This window comes from Nocardiopsis sp. NPDC055824 (genome assembly GCF_053616335.1).
Map to the genome: position 1 here is coordinate 14,697 of NZ_JBSHDN010000056.1, position 19,295 is coordinate 33,991.

Annotated in this window: 21 protein-coding genes; 10 read left to right on the forward strand and 11 right to left on the reverse strand. The window is 70.4% G+C overall.

Features of this window, described 5'->3' with window-relative positions:
* The first annotated feature begins 125 nt into the window (after positions 1-125).
* From ACWGL3_RS14095 to ACWGL3_RS14105, 3 genes are all read left to right on the forward strand, one after another.
* Positions 126-578, forward strand: coding sequence for a MarR family winged helix-turn-helix transcriptional regulator (locus ACWGL3_RS14095; protein ID WP_452461360.1), 453 nt, complete (start codon positions 126-128; stop codon positions 576-578).
* A 173-nt stretch (positions 579-751) separates the two neighbouring features.
* A complete protein-coding gene (locus ACWGL3_RS14100) occupies positions 752-2,026 on the forward strand; it encodes an MFS transporter (protein WP_452461361.1) in 1,275 nt (424 codons plus the stop codon).
* A 196-nt stretch (positions 2,027-2,222) separates the two neighbouring features.
* On the forward strand, positions 2,223-2,681 hold the full coding sequence (locus tag ACWGL3_RS14105; RefSeq protein ID WP_344178552.1) for a hypothetical protein: 459 nt from the start codon (positions 2,223-2,225) through the stop codon (positions 2,679-2,681).
* A 104-nt stretch (positions 2,682-2,785) separates the two neighbouring features.
* Here ACWGL3_RS14105 and ACWGL3_RS14110 read toward each other — a convergent pair whose 3' ends face one another.
* Both ACWGL3_RS14110 and ACWGL3_RS14115 read right to left on the reverse strand, forming a co-directional pair.
* Positions 2,786-3,121, reverse strand: coding sequence for a hypothetical protein (locus ACWGL3_RS14110; protein ID WP_267949518.1), 336 nt, complete (start codon positions 3,119-3,121; stop codon positions 2,786-2,788).
* A 175-nt stretch (positions 3,122-3,296) separates the two neighbouring features.
* A complete protein-coding gene (locus ACWGL3_RS14115) occupies positions 3,297-5,000 on the reverse strand; it encodes a RelA/SpoT family protein (protein WP_267949517.1) in 1,704 nt (567 codons plus the stop codon).
* A 332-nt stretch (positions 5,001-5,332) separates the two neighbouring features.
* Here ACWGL3_RS14115 and ACWGL3_RS14120 point away from each other — a divergent pair, with 332 nt between their 5' ends.
* On the forward strand, positions 5,333-5,581 hold the full coding sequence (locus tag ACWGL3_RS14120) for a PLDc N-terminal domain-containing protein (RefSeq protein WP_267949516.1): 249 nt from the start codon (positions 5,333-5,335) through the stop codon (positions 5,579-5,581).
* Positions 5,582-5,734: 153 nt separating this feature from the next.
* Here the strand turns inward: ACWGL3_RS14120 and ACWGL3_RS14125 are convergent, their stop codons facing one another.
* From ACWGL3_RS14125 to ACWGL3_RS14150, 6 genes are all read right to left on the reverse strand, one after another.
* On the reverse strand, positions 5,735-6,562 hold the full coding sequence (locus tag ACWGL3_RS14125) for a transposase family protein (protein ID WP_452461362.1): 828 nt from the start codon (positions 6,560-6,562) through the stop codon (positions 5,735-5,737).
* A 333-nt stretch (positions 6,563-6,895) separates the two neighbouring features.
* Complete coding sequence (locus tag ACWGL3_RS14130) at positions 6,896-7,165, reverse strand: hypothetical protein (protein WP_352984547.1); 270 nt, start codon at positions 7,163-7,165, stop codon at positions 6,896-6,898.
* A gap of 17 nt (positions 7,166-7,182) precedes the next feature.
* On the reverse strand, positions 7,183-8,832 hold the full coding sequence (locus ACWGL3_RS14135) for a polymorphic toxin-type HINT domain-containing protein (RefSeq protein ID WP_452461369.1): 1,650 nt from the start codon (positions 8,830-8,832) through the stop codon (positions 7,183-7,185).
* Between the two features lie 88 nt (positions 8,833-8,920).
* Complete coding sequence (locus tag ACWGL3_RS14140) at positions 8,921-9,565, reverse strand: SUKH-3 domain-containing protein (protein WP_452461363.1); 645 nt, start codon at positions 9,563-9,565, stop codon at positions 8,921-8,923.
* Positions 9,566-9,960: 395 nt separating this feature from the next.
* Positions 9,961-10,377: a DUF5959 family protein gene (locus ACWGL3_RS14145; protein ID WP_452461364.1), complete on the reverse strand. Its 417-nt coding sequence runs from the start codon at positions 10,375-10,377 to the stop codon at positions 9,961-9,963.
* 25 nt (positions 10,378-10,402) lie between these two features.
* Positions 10,403-10,591, reverse strand: coding sequence for a hypothetical protein (locus ACWGL3_RS14150; RefSeq protein ID WP_452461365.1), 189 nt, complete (start codon positions 10,589-10,591; stop codon positions 10,403-10,405).
* A gap of 499 nt (positions 10,592-11,090) precedes the next feature.
* On the opposite strand from ACWGL3_RS14150, the gene ACWGL3_RS14155 reads away from it, so the two are divergent.
* Positions 11,091-11,513, forward strand: coding sequence for an SRPBCC family protein (locus tag ACWGL3_RS14155; protein ID WP_452461366.1), 423 nt, complete (start codon positions 11,091-11,093; stop codon positions 11,511-11,513).
* Positions 11,514-11,533: 20 nt separating this feature from the next.
* Here ACWGL3_RS14155 and gntD read toward each other — a convergent pair whose 3' ends face one another.
* Entirely contained in the window at positions 11,534-12,562 is a 1,029-nt protein-coding gene (gene gntD, locus ACWGL3_RS14160; protein ID WP_452461367.1) for a guanitoxin biosynthesis L-enduracididine beta-hydroxylase GntD, read from the reverse strand.
* Between the two features lie 247 nt (positions 12,563-12,809).
* Here gntD and ACWGL3_RS14165 point away from each other — a divergent pair, with 247 nt between their 5' ends.
* A complete protein-coding gene (locus ACWGL3_RS14165) occupies positions 12,810-13,199 on the forward strand; it encodes a DUF2267 domain-containing protein (RefSeq protein ID WP_267949507.1) in 390 nt (129 codons plus the stop codon).
* A 122-nt stretch (positions 13,200-13,321) separates the two neighbouring features.
* On the opposite strand, the gene pepE is transcribed toward ACWGL3_RS14165, so the two are convergent.
* Both pepE and ACWGL3_RS14175 read right to left on the reverse strand, forming a co-directional pair.
* Positions 13,322-14,080: a dipeptidase PepE gene (pepE, locus tag ACWGL3_RS14170; protein ID WP_267949506.1), complete on the reverse strand. Its 759-nt coding sequence runs from the start codon at positions 14,078-14,080 to the stop codon at positions 13,322-13,324.
* A gap of 9 nt (positions 14,081-14,089) precedes the next feature.
* Positions 14,090-14,941, reverse strand: coding sequence for an IclR family transcriptional regulator (locus tag ACWGL3_RS14175; protein WP_267949505.1), 852 nt, complete (start codon positions 14,939-14,941; stop codon positions 14,090-14,092).
* 214 nt (positions 14,942-15,155) lie between these two features.
* On the opposite strand from ACWGL3_RS14175, the gene ACWGL3_RS14180 reads away from it, so the two are divergent.
* The 4 genes from ACWGL3_RS14180 to ACWGL3_RS14195 all read left to right on the forward strand — a co-directional run bounded on the left by ACWGL3_RS14180 (position 15,156) and on the right by ACWGL3_RS14195 (position 19,255).
* Positions 15,156-16,805, forward strand: coding sequence for an OPT/YSL family transporter (locus ACWGL3_RS14180; RefSeq protein WP_267949504.1), 1,650 nt, complete (start codon positions 15,156-15,158; stop codon positions 16,803-16,805).
* A gap of 14 nt (positions 16,806-16,819) precedes the next feature.
* Positions 16,820-17,527 (forward strand): AroM family protein, encoded by a 708-nt coding sequence (locus ACWGL3_RS14185; RefSeq protein WP_452461368.1) that lies wholly within the window; start codon positions 16,820-16,822, stop codon positions 17,525-17,527.
* Positions 17,524-18,165, forward strand: a complete 642-nt coding sequence (locus ACWGL3_RS14190; protein ID WP_267949502.1) for an aspartate/glutamate racemase family protein — start codon at positions 17,524-17,526, stop codon at positions 18,163-18,165. Before ACWGL3_RS14185 ends, ACWGL3_RS14190 begins: the two co-directional genes overlap by 4 nt.
* Positions 18,166-18,304: 139 nt before the next feature.
* On the forward strand, positions 18,305-19,255 hold the full coding sequence (locus tag ACWGL3_RS14195) for a DUF1177 domain-containing protein (RefSeq protein ID WP_267949501.1): 951 nt from the start codon (positions 18,305-18,307) through the stop codon (positions 19,253-19,255).
* The last annotated feature ends 40 nt before the right edge of the window (positions 19,256-19,295 follow it).

Below are 19,295 nucleotides of genomic sequence, written 5' to 3' on the forward strand. Positions count from 1 at the left end.
TCGGCCCGCGGGTCCCGCCACGTGCGCGAACGCGGCCACGGAGCCGCCGGCCGCAGCCGCCGCGCGCCCGGCCCAGCCCTCCCGCCGTGGCGGGGGCCGGGGGCCGCGGCGGCTAGCCTGGCCGCGTGAGGAACAACGAGGGCCACGAGGACGACGAGGTCGCCGAGCTGCTGGTCCGCCTGATCAACATCAGCAACCGCCTCGCCCGCTACGCCGCCCACGCGACCGGGGAGCGCACCTCGCCCGCGACCTGGCGTGCGCTCAGCGTCCTGCGGGAGAAGGGCCCGCTGCGGCTGGGCGTGCTGGCCGACCACTGCCGGGTCCGCCAGCCCACCATGACGGTGATCGTCGATTCCCTGCTCTCCTCCGGGTACGTCGAGCGCCGCCCGGACCCCGACGACGGGCGCGCCAACCTCCACGAGCTGACCGCCGAGGGGGAGGCGGCGCTGGACGACTGGAGGTCCCGGATCGGCTCGGCGCTGACCCCGCTGTTCACCGACCTGTCCGAGCACGAGCGGACCCTGCTGGCGGACTCGGTGCGGCTCCTGGACGGCCGGCTGCGGCGCGGCGAGGCCTGAACGGGGCACTTTTCCCCTGGTCCGCGCCCCTCTCCCAAGCCCTCCTCCGAACCCTCCCGGCACGGGCGGGAATCTCCGAGGATTAACATAGGTTACCTATATGAATCCTCGCGAGGACCCCGACCGCACCGGCCGCCGTCCTCCCCACCGACGACCGACAGGAGTTCCGAAACATGGTGGCGGAGACAGACAACCAGCGCACCACCCCGCACGGGGCGGGTGACGCACCACCCCGGACGGAGGGCTCGATCCTCCGGCAGCCGCGCGCGGTGTGGGCGGTGGCGTTCGCCTCCGTGATCGCGTTCATGGGCATCGGGCTGGTCGACCCGATCCTTCCCGCGATCTCCCGCAGCCTGGAGGCCACCCAGACCCAGACCTCGCTGCTGTTCACGAGCTACCTGCTCGTCACCGGCCTGGCCATGCTCGTGACCAGCTGGGTGTCGAGCCGGATCGGGGCCAAGCGCACCCTCCTGCTCGGACTGGCCCTGATCGTGGTCTTCGCGGCCGCCGCGGGGGCCGCGGGCGACGTCGAGTCCGTGATCGGCTTCCGCGCCGGCTGGGGGCTCGGGAACGCCTTCTTCATCTCCACCGCCCTGGCCACCATCGTCGGCGCGGCCAGCGGCGGATCCTCCTCCGCGATCGTCCTCTACGAGGCGTCCCTGGGACTGGGCATCGCCACCGGACCGCTCATGGGCGGACTGCTCGGCAGCGTCAGCTGGCGCGGGCCGTTCTTCGGCACCGCCGTGCTCATGGCGGTCGGGTTCGTCACGATCGCCACCCTGCTGCGGAGCGACACCATCGCCAGGACGGCGCCGGTCCCGCTGTCCGCGCCGTTCACGGCGCTGCGCGAGCCCGCCATCCTGGTGCTGGCGTTCACCGCGCTGTTCTACAACATCGGCTTCTTCGCGCTGCTGGCATACACGCCCTTCCCGCTGGGCCTGGACGAGATGGGGCTCGGGCTCACCTTCTTCGGCTGGGGACTGGCCGTCGCCGTCACCTCCGTGTTCGTCGCGCCCGTCCTGACCCGGCGGTGGCGCCGCACGGGCGTCCTGTGGGCCACCCTGCTCCTGCTGGCAGCCGACCTGGTCGCCGCGGGCGCCCTCATCTCCTCCACGACCGGCCTGATCACCTGCGTCGTGCTCGGCGGGCTGCTGCTGGGCGTGCTCAACACGGTGCTGACGGAGTCGGTGATGGAGGCCAGCGACCTGCCCCGGCCGGTGGCGTCGTCGTCCTACTCGGCGATCCGCTTCCTCGGCGGGGCGGCCGCGCCCCCCGCGGCCTCGGCACTGGCCGCGGCCCTGTCCCCGGGCGCCCCGATGTACGCGGCGGCGGGCTCGGTCGTCGTGGCCGCGCTGATCGTCCTCCTCGGAGGCCGGGTGCTGCGCAGGGTCGACGACGGCCCCGAGCCCGCCGAGGTCGAGGCACAGGCCATCGCCCTGGGCCGGTGACGGCCGGGCGCCGCGCCCGCACCGTGCGTCCGGTCCCGCCCGAGGGGGAGCCACCGAGCTCCGGACGCGGCGGGGAGAGGCGGTCCGGGCCGTCGCGCCGGGGCCGCGAGGGCGGCTCCGAGGCCGCTTCTCGACGTACACGGGCGAGACCTGGCGCGGATGCCCCGGGGGGAGCGTCTTCCCTAACGTCGGTGGCATGACCGAACAGAAGCGCTCCACCCTCGGCCTGCCCCTCATCGCCCTGATCGGGCTCGCCCTGCTCGCGGCGCCGCGTGTGGTGCTGCACGACCTCGGCCTCATCCAGGAGGGGACGTTCGTCAACGCGTTGTTCGTGTTCGTCCCGCTGGTCGTGTGGATCGCCGCGGCCGTGCTGGCCCGGGTGCCGAACCCGTTCCTGACCCTGCTCGTCGTGGGCGCGTTCTACGGCGTGTTCCTCGCGCTCGGACACCAGCTGCTGTGGAACGTCGCCTGGGAGGGCGACCCGCCGGCCCTCGGCGGCAACCTCGCCGACCTGCCGCCCCTGGCGCACGCGGTCGTCATCCGCGGCTTCGCGGTGGTCGGCAGCCTGGTGACCGGGGTGGTCGTCGGAGCGGTCACGGGGCTGGTCGCCTGGGGCCTGGCCAAGCTCCTCCGGCTCCGCGCCGCCGGGACCTGAACCGCGGCGCCGGGCGGGGCAGCGCGGCCCGCGACAGCGGCGCGCCCGCCCGGAAGGCTCCGGACGGGCGCGTCAACGGTGCGTGCGCGGAACGGCGGAACGCCTCACTGCGGGGCGTTCTCCGGAACGCGCCGGGCGGGCAGGGCCTCGGCCACCGGTTCCGCCTCGGGCGGCTCCCACCCCGTGAAGTGCCAGACCCACCGCGCGGTCCCGTCCAGCGGCCGGTACCGGGCCACCGGCGGATCGGGGCGCACGTCGCCCGGAACCACCAGGTCCGCGCCCAGGTCCTCCCACGGCACGCCGAGAATCTCGTCGCGGGTGAAGACGTCCTCCATCACCAGGCCGGACCAGGCACGCGGCCCGCCGACCAGGCACACCTGGATGGGATCGTCACCATCCTCGTACCCCCTGCCCTGACCTTCGTCCTGCTTGCTCTCCATGGGTACATCCTCCGACGCGCGGGCGCGTCACGGGGGACGCGGGAGTCCGGCGTGTCGCACGTCCGCGGGGCCGGGACGGGCTCCCTGCGACGGTTCAGCGCCGGTCAGGGGGACGAGCGGACGCCGGCCTCCCCGCCGGGCGGTCCGCCGTGCCCGGAGCCGGGCCGCATCCCCCTCAGGACAGCTTGTCGGAGACGTCCTCGGGGGCGCGGCGCCCCTCCCCCAGGGCCACGTACAGGTCCTCCATGTCGGGATGGCCCATGCGCCGGGCCACCCCGATCAGCTTTCCGGCGGCCTCAGCCTCGACCAGCCGGTCCTGCCCCAGCAGTTCGGCGAGCCGCCACCTCCCGTCCTCGGAGGCGCGCTCGCGGGCGCGGACACGGTGCCAGGCGGTGATGCCCACCCGCGCCTCGCCCGTCCTGACCGAGTCCAGCCATCCCCGGTCCGGGGCGGGCTCGTCGGTGGTGACGATCCGCACCGTGTCGCCCTCGCGGACCCTCGCGGCAGGCCCGGCCAGGCGGCCGTCGATCGTGGCCGCGGAGAAGTGGTTGCCGGTCTCCTCCCCCAAGGCGTAGGCCACGTCCACGGGGGTCGCCCCCTCCGGGAGGGTGAGGACCCTGCCCTCGCCGGTCAGCACCGTGATCGTGTCGGCCAGGTCGGTGCGCGCCCCCGTGAGGAGGTCCTCGGCGCTGGCCTGCTCCTGCCAGCCGAGCAGCCGCGTCAGCCACTCGGGGTCGGCCCTGGTCCGCCCCTCCTGGAGGAGGCGGCCGTCCTTCGAGGTCTCCTGGCGGATCTGCGCGATGATCCCGTACTCCGACACCTCGCGGGCGTGGGGGTCGCAGATGATGATCTGGACCTGGCGGCCCGACTCGGTGACGACGGTGGTGTGCAGGGCCTTGTACAGGTTGTACTTGGGGATCGCGATGAAGTCACGGAACCTTCTCGGCACCGGGCGCCATCTGCCGTGGACCGCCCCCAGGGCCAGGTAGGCGTTCTGCTCCCCGCCGCGCACCACGACCACGTACCGGACCGTGGCCACCGGGCCGACCTCCGAGCCCGCGCGCAGGCCGGAGGTGAACACGGAGTACAGGTGCCGCTCGCGCACCACGACCTCCGCCTTGACCCGGAACGCGTGCAGCACGTCGCGCAGGCTCACCCGCAGGGAGTCGATCTCGTGCTCGTGGGAGCGGCGCACCTGTTCGGTGCGCTCCCGCACGCGCTCGAAGTCCTCCGTCTCCAGGTACTCGAAACACAGGTCCTCCAGCTCCCGTTTGAGCTGGTACACCCCCAGCCGCTCCGCCAGCGGGATCAGCAGCTCCCGGGTGCCCCGGGCGATCTTGGCGCGCTTGTGGGGCGGCTGGAACTGGAGGGTGCGCAGGTTGTGGACCCGGTCCGCGAGCTTGATGAGGAGCACTCGAAGGTCGTCCTTGGCCGCGACGACCATCTTGCGGAACGTCTCGCCCGCCGCCGCGCTGCCGTACATGGACCGGTCGACCTTGGTGACCCCGTCCACCATGATCCCGACCTCGGCCCCGAACTCTGCGGCCAGGTGGGCGAGGCTGAAGGGGGTGTCCTCCACGGTGTCGTGCAGGAGCGCGGCGACCAGGGTGGCGGTGTCCAGCCCCATCTCGGCGAGGATCGTGGCGACAGCGAGCGGGTGGATGATGAACGGTTCGCCGCTCTTGCGCTTCTGCTCGCGGTGCAGGTGGTCGGCGACGGCGTAGGCGCGGCTGAGCAGCGCGACGTCCGCCTTGGGGTACCAGCGCAGGTGCTCCTTGACCAGCGGCTGCACCCTGGGCAGCGGGCGCCGGGCGGACATGGCCTCGTTCAGGCCCCGCCACCACTCGGACGACGCGGTCAGATCGGTCGACGCGGCCATGGACAGGACCCCTCACGCTCGGACATCCGACGGGATCACCCGATTCTAAGGTCAGGCCGGCGACTCCACGAGGGGAAGGGGCGAGTCCGACCCCGGGAGGTACGGGCGGGGCCGGCCCCGCCCGGGGCACGGCCACCGACGAAAGTCGGTGCGCGCACCGACCAAAGCACCCTGGGCGCCCGTGCCGGTACCGCTTTGGTCGCCGCAGCGGTAGGGCCCGCAGGTGGATGTGGGGAAGGCGACCCCGCACCTAGCGTGGAGAACGTTCCCCGGGGCCGACCGGTCCCGGAGGGACGGACCGACTCGAACCTCCACCCCCGAAAGGGCACGACATGACGCTGCTGGCACTGGCCGACGCGACCACCATGGAAACCGGCATCACGGCCTTCATCCTCATCATGGCCCTGCTGGTGGGCCTGGCCGTGGTCGTGTTCATCGTCGCCGCGGTGTTCAGCATCCTCGGATCGCGGGTGGACGGGGCCATGAAGATCGTCTGGCTCATCTTCGTGTGCATCGCCCCCTTCATCGGCGCCCTCCTGTGGTTCCTCATCGGCCGCAACCAGGGCCGCAGGTACAGGTAGTCGAAGCGTCGAGCGGTAAATCGGGCTTCAGTCCTGTTGACAACGGCACCTAGCAAGCGAAGGCCAGCAAGACTGCGGCCACCGTCTTTACCTGACTCAACCGATACCGCGTTTCACTAAGGGGCAGCTGCACTGAGGTGATCCCAGCGAGTTTTATGCCAGGCGCCCATGCTCGAAGTGCGTGAGAACGAGAGCGGCCCTGGCGATATCCCCGATCTTGCCGGGGCTGGCGGTGATGTGCTGCAGCAGCCGCCACCGCTGGGTGATCAGCGCGAACCCGCGCTCGCCCAAACAGCGCACACCCCGTTGGAGCTTGTTGAGGGCGCGGTTGTCCAAAGCCAGCGGCGGCCCCTCTCCCGGCTGCTTGACGGGGGTGACGATGCCGATGCCGGCACCCTGATATCCCAGATCGGCCAGCGTCGGCAGGCCCCGGGCCGCCGCAGCGTAGAGGGCGCCGAGCACGTGGGCACGGGCCGCGGGCAGGTCATTCACTGATCCGGGCTCGACGTCGCTGACGAAGACGGGGAACCCGTCCGGTTCCATGACGCCTTGGACGTTGCCTCCGTGGCGGCGGGCCTTTCCCGAGTACCACAGGTCGATGCTCTTTCCTTTGACGCTGGTCGTCTTCTCCAAACATCGGTCGGTGCCGATCACCGTGCCGTCGAGTACCAGGTGGGACACGCCCGCCTCGTGGGCGTTGTTCAGTGCGTGGTCCAGGTCGGGGGCCTGGTCGGCCAGGACCTGGGTGGCTTCGTCGATGTAGCGGTAGGCGGTGGACCGTCCGATGTGGTGGTCGCGGGCCAGGGTGGCGGGGTCGGTGCCGTCGCGGAAGTGGCACAGGGCCATGACTGCCTGGTGGAAGCAGGTCAGGGCACGGGTTCGGTTGCGGGTGCCGCGCAGTTTGCGTTCGGCGGCCAGGAGGCGGGCCAGGAAGAGGATGGTTTCCCTGGGGACGTCGAGGATGGCACTATAGGTGACCACGTGGAGCCTTTCACGGTAGCCCGGCAAGTTTCGACACCTCGCCTTCTACCTGGGGCTCCACGTCTATGTCTGCGGAACGGGTATTCCTCCCCTCTGGTTCGGTTTGCCGTTTTCGTCCCACTTCAAAGTCGCTGGGATCACCTCACTGCGTACCTCACCACCCTGCCGACGCCACGGACATCTCACTCCATCCTCTGCGCAGATAAAAAATGCAATGAAATCACTGAGGACACCGCAGTCCATAACCCATTTCGATATCACCTCGCCTTCCATTTTGACCACAGTCCAATAATTCACGTGAAAGAAAAAGACCATCAGCGCTTCGAATATTAATCAAATTTCCTTGCCAAAAATATTTTCAGAATTTAAATGAGACGGAAGGCTTCCAATTCCTTCAATTTGACCCAATTCCCCAAGGGCGAATTCCATACACTCTCGCAAACTTGCCCCATCGACACGAATAAAGGAATCCTCACCCAGCCCAGGACCAGAAAACACTAGAGTCCAAGGCTCTTCCCCGAGAGCCAATCTCTCATGATCCGACTTAAAAATAACAGTAACCCCAAGCCCACCAAGAACTTCCATCAATTCCTGAAGCGCCAAAATCCCATGAGATTCCATTAGTACCCTCTCAGCAAGGCTGCAATACCACTGATGTCTCTGGTATGCCCAGGCCTCCTTGAGTTACTTACCGTCGAAATAACCCCCCAAAGATCCTGACTCGTGGGGCCACTCATGATGTTATTTCTATCCATCAGATTTGTGACTACAGCATGAGCAGTACGCTTGTTGCCATTATCAAACATATGCCCTCCGGCAATGTCTCGAATCACAACGGCGGATTTGTTGAAAAAACCATCATACCGATCCATGTTTGACAACAACCCTTGCGGGGATCCATTGAGAACAGTTCTTCCCCCAAAACGCTGATTTATTTCTGTTATCTCATCCGCTGTAACTGGGGACTTGAAACCGCCATCGTTGCAATTGTGAACCAGGACTGGGGCAGCACCCGCCAGCACATAGTACGTGTGCAGGTCCTGGACGGTAAGGTTGTAGACCCGTTCCGGTTCGGTCCAGACCCGAGTACCGGCGACCTGAACCAGAGTTCCCTCGGAGGACAGGAACCACATCCCAGGAACCAGGTCGACGGCGTCGAACCACTCGCCCAGCAGGGGGACCCAGAAGGGGTGACCGTCGGTCGCAATGATCGCATCGCCCAGCACCGTCGGCCCCGGGCGCGACGGACCGTCGGGCAAATCTCCTTGCCCCAGGGTGCCGGCGTCGATCTGCGTCGCGGTTTCGACCGTGATCTCGACCAGGGTCTTGACACCCTCACCGACGATGGTGGCCAGAACCGTACGCGGCCCCTCCTCCCCCGTTTCGGGGTCCGAGGCCCACACCTGATCACCGATCTTGACGTCCTCGATCGGCTTGTAGGAGCCGTCGGCCATCAGGACCCGTGTGCCCCTGACGAAGCTGTTGCCCAATGCACACGAAAGAGCGTCGTCCTTGCGGTCCTCGCGAAGGCTGCCAAACAGGTTCGCCGCTCCCCGGGCTCCGCGGGCCGCCCATCCACCTGGCACCAACAGTTCAGGAACAGCCTCGCCGAGCCTGTAGGCGCCAGAGCTCGAATCCGCTCCTAGTTGGGCATAGATCTCCTGCTGCGAAGGAAGACCGATCTTCGTGAAATCCCATTCGGTCACCATGGTTGCCGGGGAGAACGTATTGAGTGTCCTGTGCGCACCAGCCGTGAAGTTGAAAATCTTATCGCGGTGGGGAACTCGCCGGTAGATACTCCGGACAGTGTTATAGGTCTTGTTGGAGAAGTTGGTAGCCCGCTGGCGGATGTTGGACCTGATGTTGCGGAAGGGCTTGGAATTCCACGTCCGGCGCGCACCGTTACTGACCTTGTTCTTCATCGAACTGAAGCGGCTCTTCAAGCCGGACAGGAACTTGCGGACTTTCAGGCCGTCGGGGTCGGTGTAGGTGACCGGGTTGTTGTTGGCGTAGGCGTACCCGTGCATCTGCTGGGGGTCGGCCGTGTCCACGACCGGGCCCGGTGAGATGAACGACCCCAGCCCCGAGTCGTAGGAGCGGGCGCCCAGACGTGTCAGTCCCGCCTGGTCGTCGACGAACCCGCCGACGAACCCGCGCGAGTTGGGCCAGGCGCCGTTGGCGTTGCCGTCAAGGCACCCAAAAGCCCCACCGGCGCCATTGCCGTTGGGGCTTTCGAATTCACGCTCCCAGACTATACCCCGTGGAATCAGATGAACGTTCTGGGAACTGCCTTCTGAGAACTACTCCTCGGGCTTTGTTCTGACTGATCATCCACACTTCCCGTATGGCACCTGAGCCCTACTTGGGCCACGGCTTCATCCCCTCGGGCGCATGAACACAGATCAACGGGCGTTCCGCGCTCACCATAAGGTCCAAGCCCTCGTAGGGTGTGCTTCCGATACTCCAGATCAGGCCGTTCGCGTAAGCGGCCACAGCCCCGTCCGGCCGCATGAAGACATGCGAGTAGCTGAGCCACCAGCCGACGGGAAACCATGAGCCGCCGAGTACCGATCCGATCGCCGAGGATTCGTCCTGATGCCTGCCGCCAGCCCCCACGGCATCGACGAAGAACGGTTCGCCGTTGATGAAGTTGGGGCCGTCCTCACGGGCCGGTCCGATCTTCAGACCTCGGAAGGATTTGAGGAAGAATGTTGCCAATGGGCTCGGGGTGTACCCCTGTGCCTCCAAAGACTGGATATCCGAGGACACGTCGAGTTGTCGCCCGTGGTACCAGCCAGCCTGCCGCAAGGAGGAAAGCGTTTCCGGGTTCAACCGGGAGGCGAAATCCGCTAGTTCGTCGCTCACTAGTAAATCACTCCCAAGTCCTCTTCCAACACCCTGGAAAGAGCCAAAACAACCATCAAGGCGAAGGAGGAGGGAGATCTCCAGCTCTTCGGGCCGCAGGGAAAGATCCCTCCGACCCAGTTCGTCGATGACCTGCATGAGACTTTGGGTACTCATGATCCCCGAACGCCATCCGTACGAGATCTCCCCTGGATAAGGAAAACCGAACTCAAAGAACGTTTCCGGACGGAATTTTGCCCACACCTCTCGCACCAATAAACTCCCCACCCATTCTCAACCCGGACCAAAGGCCTCTTGCACAGGAATCTCCATTCATCATGAAGCCCGGCAAGATATCCATGGAACCTCATTGACTTCACCCTGACGAAACTCCCGCCGCAAGAATAATCGGCTCTTTCCTGCTCCCCTCCGCCAGGGGACGCTGCGATCCGTGGGCGCCGCATTGCAATTATGGACCAGCACCGGAACCCGGACTCAGGCGGTGGGCAATGGTCCTGGCACGCGTCGCCGCTCTCCAGGAGAGCGGCGACGCCTCACGACCCGAGGGCCTCGCGGATCCGGTCCAGCCGCGCCCGGTTTTCCTCCAGCCAGTCCTCGGCGACGTCGATCGGCACGCACACCGCGATCTGCGTCGAGGGCATGTCGTGCACGATCACCTCCACCAGGTCCTCGGGGACCACCTCCAGCCAGGCGGTACGGTCGCCCCTGGGCCATAGGGCCCGGTTCTCCGCGTGAAGGTCGTCCAGGCAGCGCTCCCAGTCGTCCAGGTCCCCGGACGACAACGTGAGTCCGAGTCGACCGTTGACGAAGCCGCTCTCCAGCACGAGGCGGGCGCCGAAGAAGCACTCCTGCCCCGCTTTCCGAGGTGCCGAGAGCTCGACCTCGACGGCGACGCCCTGCACCCGGTCCGCGAAACGGAAGAGTTCGAGGAACCGCGTTTCTCCTCTCACAACTACGCCCCTGCCGTTCGACGGGTCACGCCGTGCCGTGGAAGTGCGCCCTGATGTCGGGGCCCATGTAGTCCTCGATGTCCTGGTTGGCTATCACCAGGTCGACCACCATGGTCCCGGCCAGGTCGGGGTCGAGCCGGAAGGCCCATCCGACGCGGTCCTCCACGGGCACCACCAGGACGGGGCGCCCGGGATTCGCGCATGGTCTCCCCATCAGCGACCGGCACGACCCCCGCGGTCATCTGCTCGGGGACCCCCGGTTCGTCCCGCCCCAGGGCTCTGCCGACCTCCTCGGGGTCGTCCACCACGGCCAGGCGCTTGGGGATCGGCTCCTGCTCCGGCGCGGCCCGGGTTCCGTGGCCGGAGCGGGGACCGACCGGCCCCGGCAGGTCGCCCATGCGGGCGAGCACGTCGTCCCAGGCGTCGTCATCGCCGTGGTCGGTGCGGATCAGCAGCATGCCGTGCACGCGCACTGCGTCGTCGGCCGGGGGCAGTGGCAGTGCGGGACGGCGCATCGGGGGGTACCTCACGACAGTCGTGGAACGCGGATCCGTCCGTTGTATCCCACGGCGACGACACGGGGCCGTTCGTTCCGGGCGGGGGTGCGTGCCTTCCTCGGCGCGCGGCAAGATCGGACCGGTGGACGGCAATCCCGGGCATGGCCCGGAGCGGGCGCCGCGTCCTGGCGTGAACCCGTGACCTCCACCTACAGCGTGACATCGCATTCGCAGGCGGGCCCCGGCGCCGTCTTCTCCGCACTCCTGCGCACGGCCTCATGGCCGTCGTGGTCGCCGATCGACGCGGCCGAGGTCGAGGGGGGCGGTTCCGGGGAGCTGCAACGGGTCGGTGACACCCGGGTCTTCCGCACCGGGAGCACCGTGGTCCGGGAACGCATCGTCGAGCTGGAGACCGACCGCCGCTTCGTCTACGAGGCCCTGGACGGCCCGTTCCGCTCCTACCGGGGCACCGTGGAGCTCCGGCCCGAGGGCACGGGCGGCACCGCCGTCACGTGGTCGGCGGTCTTCGAGCCGAGACTGCGGTTCTCCGGCCCCTTCTGGCGGTGGTACATGACCCGTTTCGTGCAGGGCATGGCCGACGGTCTCGCCGCGTACGCGGCGGCCCCTCGACCCCGCTGACGGGGGTGCGGCCCGGCCGGTCAAGCCAGGACCCTGCGGCTCTGCGGCATCCTGTGCGCGGCCGACCTGCGGATGTCGCGGCTCACGATCATCCGCTTCAGCCAGCGGTCGGTGCCGTCGTAGCGGCTGCGGAACGGCTTGCGGCCGTGGACGGCCAGGTAGTTGTCCACCACCATCAGCGTCCCGGGGCCGACGACGACGGAGTGCTGCACGCGCTCCAGCTCCTCCATGAGGTCGTCGAGCGCCCGCTCGGCGACGGGGTCGTCGCCGACGCAGCGCATGAATGGCCGGTCGATGCGCAGGTACGGCGCCGCGTCCGCGCCGAACAGCACGGGGACGGGCTGGGGCCGGTCCCGCATTTCGAGCACGCGCTCCAGCGCGGGGTCGTCGGGGTGGTGCGTGCGCAGCTGCCGTACGTGCTCGTCGTCGGGCATGATCAGGAAACGCGGCTCGGAGAGCACACGGGCGGTCGCGGCGTCCAGCTTCACGTCCCGCACCGAGGACAGGACCGTCGGGACGTCGTCCCGGTTGCGGATCCCGAACAGCAGCAGGTAGTCGGCGCGGCCGGGGTGGAACCCGTCCTCGGTGTGGAACTCCAGGAGGGCCTCGCTGCCGTGGCCGCTCTGGCGCAGCTCGTCCCCCCGAACCGGGAAGATGTCCTGGACCATCCTGCCCTCCTGGAGCGCGGCCCAGGTGAAGGGGTCCCCCAGGGCCAGGGCGCACACGGCCAGAAAGAGCTCCTGCGGGCGGGTCGGGCCCGCGTCCGCACTGCTCCAGTGCCGGGGCGTCGGGCCGACGGTCCCGTCGTCCACGGGGAACCCGTGGACGCAGCAGGCCGCGGCCTCCTCCGTGCGTCGGAACCGCTCCAGGAACAGGCGGAGCCTGCGGGGCAGGGAGTCGTGGAGCGCCCAGTTCCGCTCGTAGAACGCCGGGTCCGTGGGCGAAAGCCCGCAGGGCTCGGCCTCCCGCAGGGCCGACCCGATCTCGTCGGCCTCGGCGGGCGTCAAACGGTAGTGGACGGCGATGCCGTCCGTCGGCGTGGTGCTCACCGTCTCCTCCAGGTGGTCTGCGCGCCCGGCGGCTCCCGCCTGTCCGCTTGCCGCAGGACAAGCATCACCCGGAACAGCGGAAGACCGGGCGCGCAACGCCGCGGTTCGGGGCCCGGTCCCGCCCCCGGCCGGCCCGTACCCGGTGCGGAGCGAGCGCGCGGAGCGAAGGCGGTTCGGCCCCCGCCCGCCCGGGCAGGGGCCCGTACAGGGAGAACAGTTCCGACTCCGATGTGAGGCGAGGTGGACCATGCGCTACGACGAGTTTGTGGCCGAGGTACGCGAGCTCGGGGAGTACCAGGACAACCGCGAGGCGGCGCAGGTGACGGAGGAGGTGCTCGCCGTGCTCGCGACCCGCCTGCCGGACGAGTCCGTCGACAAGCTGGCCGCGCAGCTCCCGGACCCGCTGGGGGCGGAACTCCGGGAAGCCGGGCAGCCCGGGGCCCACGCCTTCGGAACCGAGGAGTTCTGCCGCCGCGTCGCGGAGCGGACCGGCTCGCGGGAGGACACCGCGAGGCACGACGCGGGGGCGGTCCTGACGGCGGTGGCCGAGAACGTCTCCGGCGGGGAGCTGAACCAGCTCCTGAGCCACCTGCCGTCCGGCTACGCCCCGCTGTTCGGCAGGGCCGGTCTGGCCTGACGGCACGGGCCGCGCCCGCCGCCGGGCGTGCGTGCCGGGCGGCCCGCCGACAGCTCCTCCGCCGCCGGTCGGGGCCCGCCCGGTGTCAGGTAAGCGGCGGAGGAGCCCCCGCGCCGCCCGCCTCAGACAGGGTGGTCGAAGCGGGGCGTGCGGGCGAACAGGTCGGTCACCTCGCCCGACACCTCGAAGGGCTCCGTGCCGCGGCGGAAGACGATCGCCGGGCCCGGAGCGTCCGGCTGCACCGCGGCGCCGCCGAGAGTCGCCCGGACCACGTCCGTCCCCGCGCCCTCCACCCGCAGGTGGACGCCCTCCCGCAGGCCGAGCACGTCGACGTCGTTGGCCTCCAGGAACTCCGTCAGCCGGGTCAGGCGGGTCTCGCCGTTGTGCGTCGACCGCGGGTCGGCGTCCAGGTAGTGCGGGTTGATCTGGAACGGCACGAACCCCAGCGCGGCGAACGACTCCGGCTCGACGATGGGCATGTCGTTGGTGGTGCGCAGCGTGGGGGCGGTGATGTTGGTGCCCGCGCTCGCCCCCATGTAGGGCAGGCCCGCCAGGACGCGGTCGCGCAGCTCCCCCATGATCCCGGTGCGCTGGAGGGTGGCCACCAGGCGGAACGTGTTGCCGCCGCCCACGAAGACCGTCTGCGCGCCGTCGAGGACGCGCGCGGCCCCGGCGTCGGCCGGGACCCCGGTGACCCGGACCCCGCGGGCGGCGAAGGCCTCGGCGACCGAAGCGGTGTAGGCGTCGTGGTCGCCCCCGGCGAACGGCACGAACGCGACCTCGTCGCGGCCGTCGAGGAAGGCCTCCACGTCCGTCCACGCGTGGTCGAGGTAGTCGCGGCCGTGGTTGGTCGAGTTGGAGAGGAGCAGCAGCTCGGGCATGGTCCCCCTTCAGGGAGTGGTCGGGCGCGGGGAGGGGCGGGAGCCGTGCCCCCGTCTCCACCTGCGGGTGGGCGGTGCCGGGCGCCGGTTGGAGAGCAGCCCGGTGAGCTCGTCGGCGGAGGCGCGCAGCGGCGCCAGGTGGTCGAGCAGGTCGTCGTCGTGGTCGGAGTGCTTGTTCTCGACCAGGGACACGGAGCCGACCGGGCGCTTGCCGCCGAACACGGGGACGGCGAGCGCGCGGGAGGCGGCGTCGTACTCGCCCTGGGAGATCGCATACCCCTCCTCGACGGCCGTGTCGAAGAGCTCCTCGACCTCGCGCTCGTCGAACGGCGTGAGGTCGGAGAAGCGGGCGGACGGGCGGCCCGCCAGCAGGGCCCTGCGCTCGGCCGGGTCGAGGAAGGCGAAGTAGGCGCGGGAGGTGGCTCCCGCGTGGGCGGGGTAGAGCTCGTCGACGAAGGGGTGCGACCGGCGCGGCCCCTCGGAGCCGCTGACGGCGGCGATGCAGCGCACGTGGGCCCCGTCGGGGACGCAGAACAGGGAGGTCCGCCCGCTGGCGCGGGCCAGTTCGGCGAGCAGGGGCTCGGCCAGGGCGGAGAGACCGCCGGACCGCTCCCACAGCCCGGCCATGCGCCACATGGCGGGGCCCATGCCGTAGCGGCGGGTGTCGGGGTCGGCGCGCAGGAACCCCTTGCCGGCGAGGGAGGCGAGGAGCCGCTGGGCGGTCGACCTGGCCAGGCCGAACTCCTCGGCGAGTTCCATGACCCCCCAGCTCGTCCGGTACTCGTCGAAGCTGAGGAGGACGTCGAGCGCGCGGTCGACCGTCTGGAGGGGGCCGGTGCGTTCCGTGGGACCGGTGGACATGGGGCTCACCCTATGCGCGCCGCGGATCCGGGGCCCCTGTTCCAAGGGATCGCAATGTGATCTTAACTCCCACATAGTGGGAAACCTTTGCCCCGACGGGTGAACGGGGGGCAGCCTGTGCATGACGGGCCGGGGCACGGCATCCGCGTCCCGCAGGCCTTTGACCAGCGACACTCCGTCCCCGCCGGACGCGAGCCATCCCCGAAGGACACACATGGAACCCTCGGCACACGGTTCGTCCACAGAACCGCAGACTTCGGAGGGCGCGCGCCATCCGCGGGCGTTCGAGCCCGTCGTCGTGATCGTCACCGTCCTGGTGAGCCTCCTCGGAGCGGTCATCGGCATCCACATGATCACGACGCTCGGCGTCTCCCCCAACACGAGCGTCATCGGCGCCGTCGTCGCCATGCTCATCGGCCGGGCCGGGTTCCTGGGGCTGCGGTCGTTCCGCAACACGCACCGGCAGAACCTCATCCAGTCGTCGATCTCGGGCGCGACCTTCGCCTCGGCGAACTCGCTGCTCACCCCGATCGCCATCCCGTTCCTCTTCGGCCGGCCGGACCTGGTGTGGCCGATGCTGCTGGGGGCGTCCCTGGGCCTGCTCATCGACGTGTTCGTGCTGTACAAGGCCTTCGGCTCCCGGTTCCTGCCGGCCGACGCCGCCTGGCCCCCCGGGGTCGCCGCAGCCGAGACCATCAAGGCCGGGGACAGGGGCGGGCGCCAGGCCGCCGTCCTGGTGGGCGGCGGCGTCGTGGGACTCGGGGCGTCCTTCCTGGGCATGCCGATGTCGGCGGCGGGCATCGCGATGATCGGCAACGTCTGGGCGCTGCTGATGTTCGCCGTGGGCCTGCTCGTCGCCCAGTACTCCCCCGCGGTGATCGGGGTCGACCTCAACGCGGTCTACGTGCCGCACGGGGTGATGATCGGCGCGGGCGTGGTCGCCCTGGTGCAGATCGTCGTCATCCTCGCCGGACGGCAGGGCCGCCGGGAGGCCGAGCGCGAGGCGGCCCGCGAGCGGGCGGCCAAGGACGACCCCTCCCTGGCCTACACGGTCGACCGGGCCACGCTGGGCCGGGCCCTGGGCTCGGGCTACGTCCTGTTCGCCCTGGGCGCCCTCGTGCTCGCGGTCGCCGGCGGCATCTGGTCGGACATGAGCTGGCTGGGCATCGTCGGGTTCGTCCTGTTCGCCGCCGTGGCCGCCCTGGTCCACGAGCTCATCGTCGGCCTGGCCGCCATGCACGCGGGCTGGTTCCCCGCCTTCGCGGTCACCCTGATCTTCCTCATCCTGGGCCTGGCCCTGGGCATCCCGGGGGTCCCGCTGGCCCTGCTCGTCGGCTACTGCGCGGCCACCGGCCCCGCCTTCGCGGACATGGGCTACGACTTCAAGGCGGGCTGGGTCCTGCGCCGCGACCGCCGCCCCTACACCGCCTACGAGCTGGACGGGCGCCGCCAGCAGCTCTTCTCCTCCATGATCGGGTTCGCCGTCGCGATCGGCATGGTCGCGCTGCTGTGGCAGGGCCTGTTCGCGGACGGGGCCGTGCCGCCGACCTCGATCGTCTACGCCGACACCATCGAGGCCGGCCTGACCGACCCGTCCGTCCTGCTCCAGCTCGCGCTGTGGGCCGTGCCCGGCGCCGTCGTGCAGTTCCTGGGCGGGCCCCGCCGGCAGATGGGCGTGCTGCTCGCCACCGGCCTGCTCGTGGCCACGCCCAACGCCGGATGGCTCGTCCTGGCCGGGCTGGCGATCCGCCTCGTGTGGGAGCGCCGCCGCGGCGAGAAGGGCGAGCAGGAGATCGCCCTCGTCGGCGCCGGCCTCATCGCGGGCGACTCCGTCCACTCCGTCGGCACCATCTTCAGCCGCTGAAACCTGGAGGAACCATGACACGTCTCGGAGTCCTCACCATCGGCCAGGCGCCGCGCCCGGACCTGGTGCCGGAGCTGACCGCCCTGGTCCCGACGGCCGCCGTCGTCGAGCGCGGGGTGCTCGACGGCCTCACCCGCGCCGAGATCGAGGCACGGCCCGTCGCGCCGGACGACCACGCTCTGACCACCCGCCTGGCCGACGGCTCCTCCGTCGTCCTGGGCGAGTCCCTGGTCATGGAGCGGCTGCCCGGCGTCCTCGCGGACCTGGAACGCGGGGTCGACGCGGTGCTGCTCGCCTGTACCGGCGCCTTCCCCGAGCTGGAGCACGCCAAGCCGCTCTTCGTCCCGGACCGGCTGATCGCCTTCGGCGCCGCGGCCCTGCTCGGCGACACCGGGTGCGTGGGCGTGGTGTGCCCCCTGCCCGAGCAGCGGGCGGACACCGAGACGAAGTTCGGCCGCCGCCTCCCCTCCGGGGCGCGGGTCCTCACCGACGCCTGCTCCCCCTACACCGGTACCCCGGAGGAGCTCGCCGCCTCCGCGCGGCGCCTCGCCGAGGGGGGCGCCGACCTCCTGGCGCTGGACTGCATCGGCTACACGGAGGAGATGCGCGCCCGCGCGGCCGCCGCCTCGGGGCTGCCGGTGGTCCTGGCCCGGTCGGTCTGCGTGCGCCTGGCCTCGGAGGTCCTGGACTCCCTCGACGCGCGGGCGGAGGCGGCGGCATGAGGATCGGCGTCATCCGGGTGGTCACCACCGACGACGGGGAGCGGCTGGACGACCACGGCCGCGTCATCCGGGAGGAGCTGGGCGTGGGCACCGTCTCGCGGTGCCTGCCCGACCAGCCGGACGGGGTGCACGACGACGCGACCTTCGCGCTCGCCTCGGCCAAGGTCGCCGACCTGGCCGTGCGCATGGAGCGCGAGGACGGCGTGGACGCGCTGCTCGTCAGCTGCGCCGCGGACCCGGGGCTGTCCCGGGCGCGCGCCGCGGTCGGCGTCCCCGTGGTCGGCGCCGGGGAGTCCGCGGCCCGCAGGGCCCTGGAACTGGGCTCACGGATCGGCGTCCTGGACCTGACCACGCGCACCCCGGAGTCGGTCACCTCCGTACTCGGGTCCGCGCGCGTGGCCGCGCTCGTGCCCGAGGGCGTGCGGCGCACCCGCGACCTGGCCACCGCGGCGGGGTTCGCCGCCTCGGTCGAGGCCGCCGAACGCCTGGTCGCCATGGGCGCGGACACCCTGATGTTCGCGTGCACCGGCATGACCACCATCGGCCTGTACGCCCGGCTCGCCGACGAGGTCGGTGTCCCCGTCGTGGACGCCGTCCGCGCCGGGGCGAGGGCCGCCGTGCGCGCCGCGGGCGGCTGACCCCGCCCCGCACAGTCCCGTCGGCCGCGCTCCGGACGCGCGGCCGGCGCCGTCCCGAAGGACCGCCGCGACCGGTGTCCGCACCGGTCGTACCGCCCGCCCGGGCCAGGCGGCCCGCCACCGACCGAGAGAGGCACCCATGTCCTGGAGCCACGTCATCGAGACCCACGACCTGCTCGACACCCCGACCGCGGACGGGGCGTCCGTCGCGGAGTACCTGCGCCGCCACGGGGCGGCCGACGGCGAGGTCGCCGTCGAGACCGTCGCGGGCGAGGGGGGGTCCACCGACTTCGTCCGGGTGACGATCCCCGGCACCGACGGCGCGTCGTCGGGCGGTTCGGCCCCCACCCTGGGCATCCTCGGCCGCCTGGGCGGCCTGGGCGCGCGCCCGGAGCAGATCGGCTTCGTCAGCGACGGCGACGGCGCCCTGACCGCCGTCGCCGCGGCCGCCAAGCTCCTGGACATGCGCCGCCGGGGCGACACCCTCCCGGGCGACGTCGTCGTGGCCACCCACATCGACCCCGACGCCCCGACCCAGCCCCACGACCCGGTCCCGTTCATGGGGTCGGTCGTGGACCAGGACGTCAGCAACCGGCACGAGGTCCTGCCCGCCATGGACGCGATCCTGTCCGTGGACACCACCAAGGGCAACCGGGTGTGCAACCACCACGGCATCGCCATCACCCCGGCCGTGGTCGACGGGTGGATCGTCCGCGTCCCGGAGACCCTGCTGGACATCGTCTCCCGCACCACCGGCCGCGCCCCGGTGGTCATGCCGCTGACCATGCAGGACATCACCCCGTACGGCAACGGCGTCTACCACGTGAACTCGATCCTGCAGCCGGCGACGGCCACCGCCGCGCCGGTCGTGGGCGTGGCCATCGTGACCGAGACCGCCGTGGCCGGGTCGGCCACCGGGGCCACCGACCTGCGCAGCGTGGAGACCGCCGTGCGGTTCGCCGTCGAGACGGCCAAGGACTACGGCCGCGGCATCGCGCACTTCGTCGACGCCGAGGAGGTGCGGCGGCTCCAGGACCTGTACGGCAGCATGTCCCACCTGCGCGGCGCGGGCGCGCCCGCCGGTTCCTGAGGGGAGACGGCGCCGCCCTGCCCGTGGGGAGCACGGGCAG

Excerpts from the sequence above, each read along its gene's own strand:
- ACWGL3_RS14100 (WP_452461361.1), top strand. The coding sequence starts at position 752 with ATGGTGGCGGAGACAGACAACCAGCGCACCACCCCGCACGGGGCGGGT.
- ACWGL3_RS14105 (WP_344178552.1), top strand. The coding sequence starts at position 2,223 with ATGACCGAACAGAAGCGCTCCACCCTCGGCCTGCCCCTCATCGCCCTG.
- ACWGL3_RS14110 (WP_267949518.1), bottom strand. The coding sequence starts at position 3,121 with ATGGAGAGCAAGCAGGACGAAGGTCAGGGCAGGGGGTACGAGGATGGT.
- ACWGL3_RS14115 (WP_267949517.1), bottom strand. The coding sequence starts at position 5,000 with ATGGCCGCGTCGACCGATCTGACCGCGTCGTCCGAGTGGTGGCGGGGC.
- ACWGL3_RS14120 (WP_267949516.1), top strand. The coding sequence starts at position 5,333 with ATGACGCTGCTGGCACTGGCCGACGCGACCACCATGGAAACCGGCATC.
- ACWGL3_RS14140 (WP_452461363.1), bottom strand. The coding sequence starts at position 9,565 with ATGCAGGTCATCGACGAACTGGGTCGGAGGGATCTTTCCCTGCGGCCC.
- ACWGL3_RS14150 (WP_452461365.1), bottom strand. The coding sequence starts at position 10,591 with ATGGGGAGACCATGCGCGAATCCCGGGCGCCCCGTCCTGGTGGTGCCC.
- ACWGL3_RS14165 (WP_267949507.1), top strand. The coding sequence starts at position 12,810 with ATGCGCTACGACGAGTTTGTGGCCGAGGTACGCGAGCTCGGGGAGTAC.
- pepE (WP_267949506.1), bottom strand. The coding sequence starts at position 14,080 with ATGCCCGAGCTGCTGCTCCTCTCCAACTCGACCAACCACGGCCGCGAC.
- ACWGL3_RS14175 (WP_267949505.1), bottom strand. The coding sequence starts at position 14,941 with ATGTCCACCGGTCCCACGGAACGCACCGGCCCCCTCCAGACGGTCGAC.
- ACWGL3_RS14180 (WP_267949504.1), top strand. The coding sequence starts at position 15,156 with ATGGAACCCTCGGCACACGGTTCGTCCACAGAACCGCAGACTTCGGAG.
- ACWGL3_RS14185 (WP_452461368.1), top strand. The coding sequence starts at position 16,820 with ATGACACGTCTCGGAGTCCTCACCATCGGCCAGGCGCCGCGCCCGGAC.
- ACWGL3_RS14190 (WP_267949502.1), top strand. The coding sequence starts at position 17,524 with ATGAGGATCGGCGTCATCCGGGTGGTCACCACCGACGACGGGGAGCGG.
- ACWGL3_RS14195 (WP_267949501.1), top strand. The coding sequence starts at position 18,305 with ATGTCCTGGAGCCACGTCATCGAGACCCACGACCTGCTCGACACCCCG.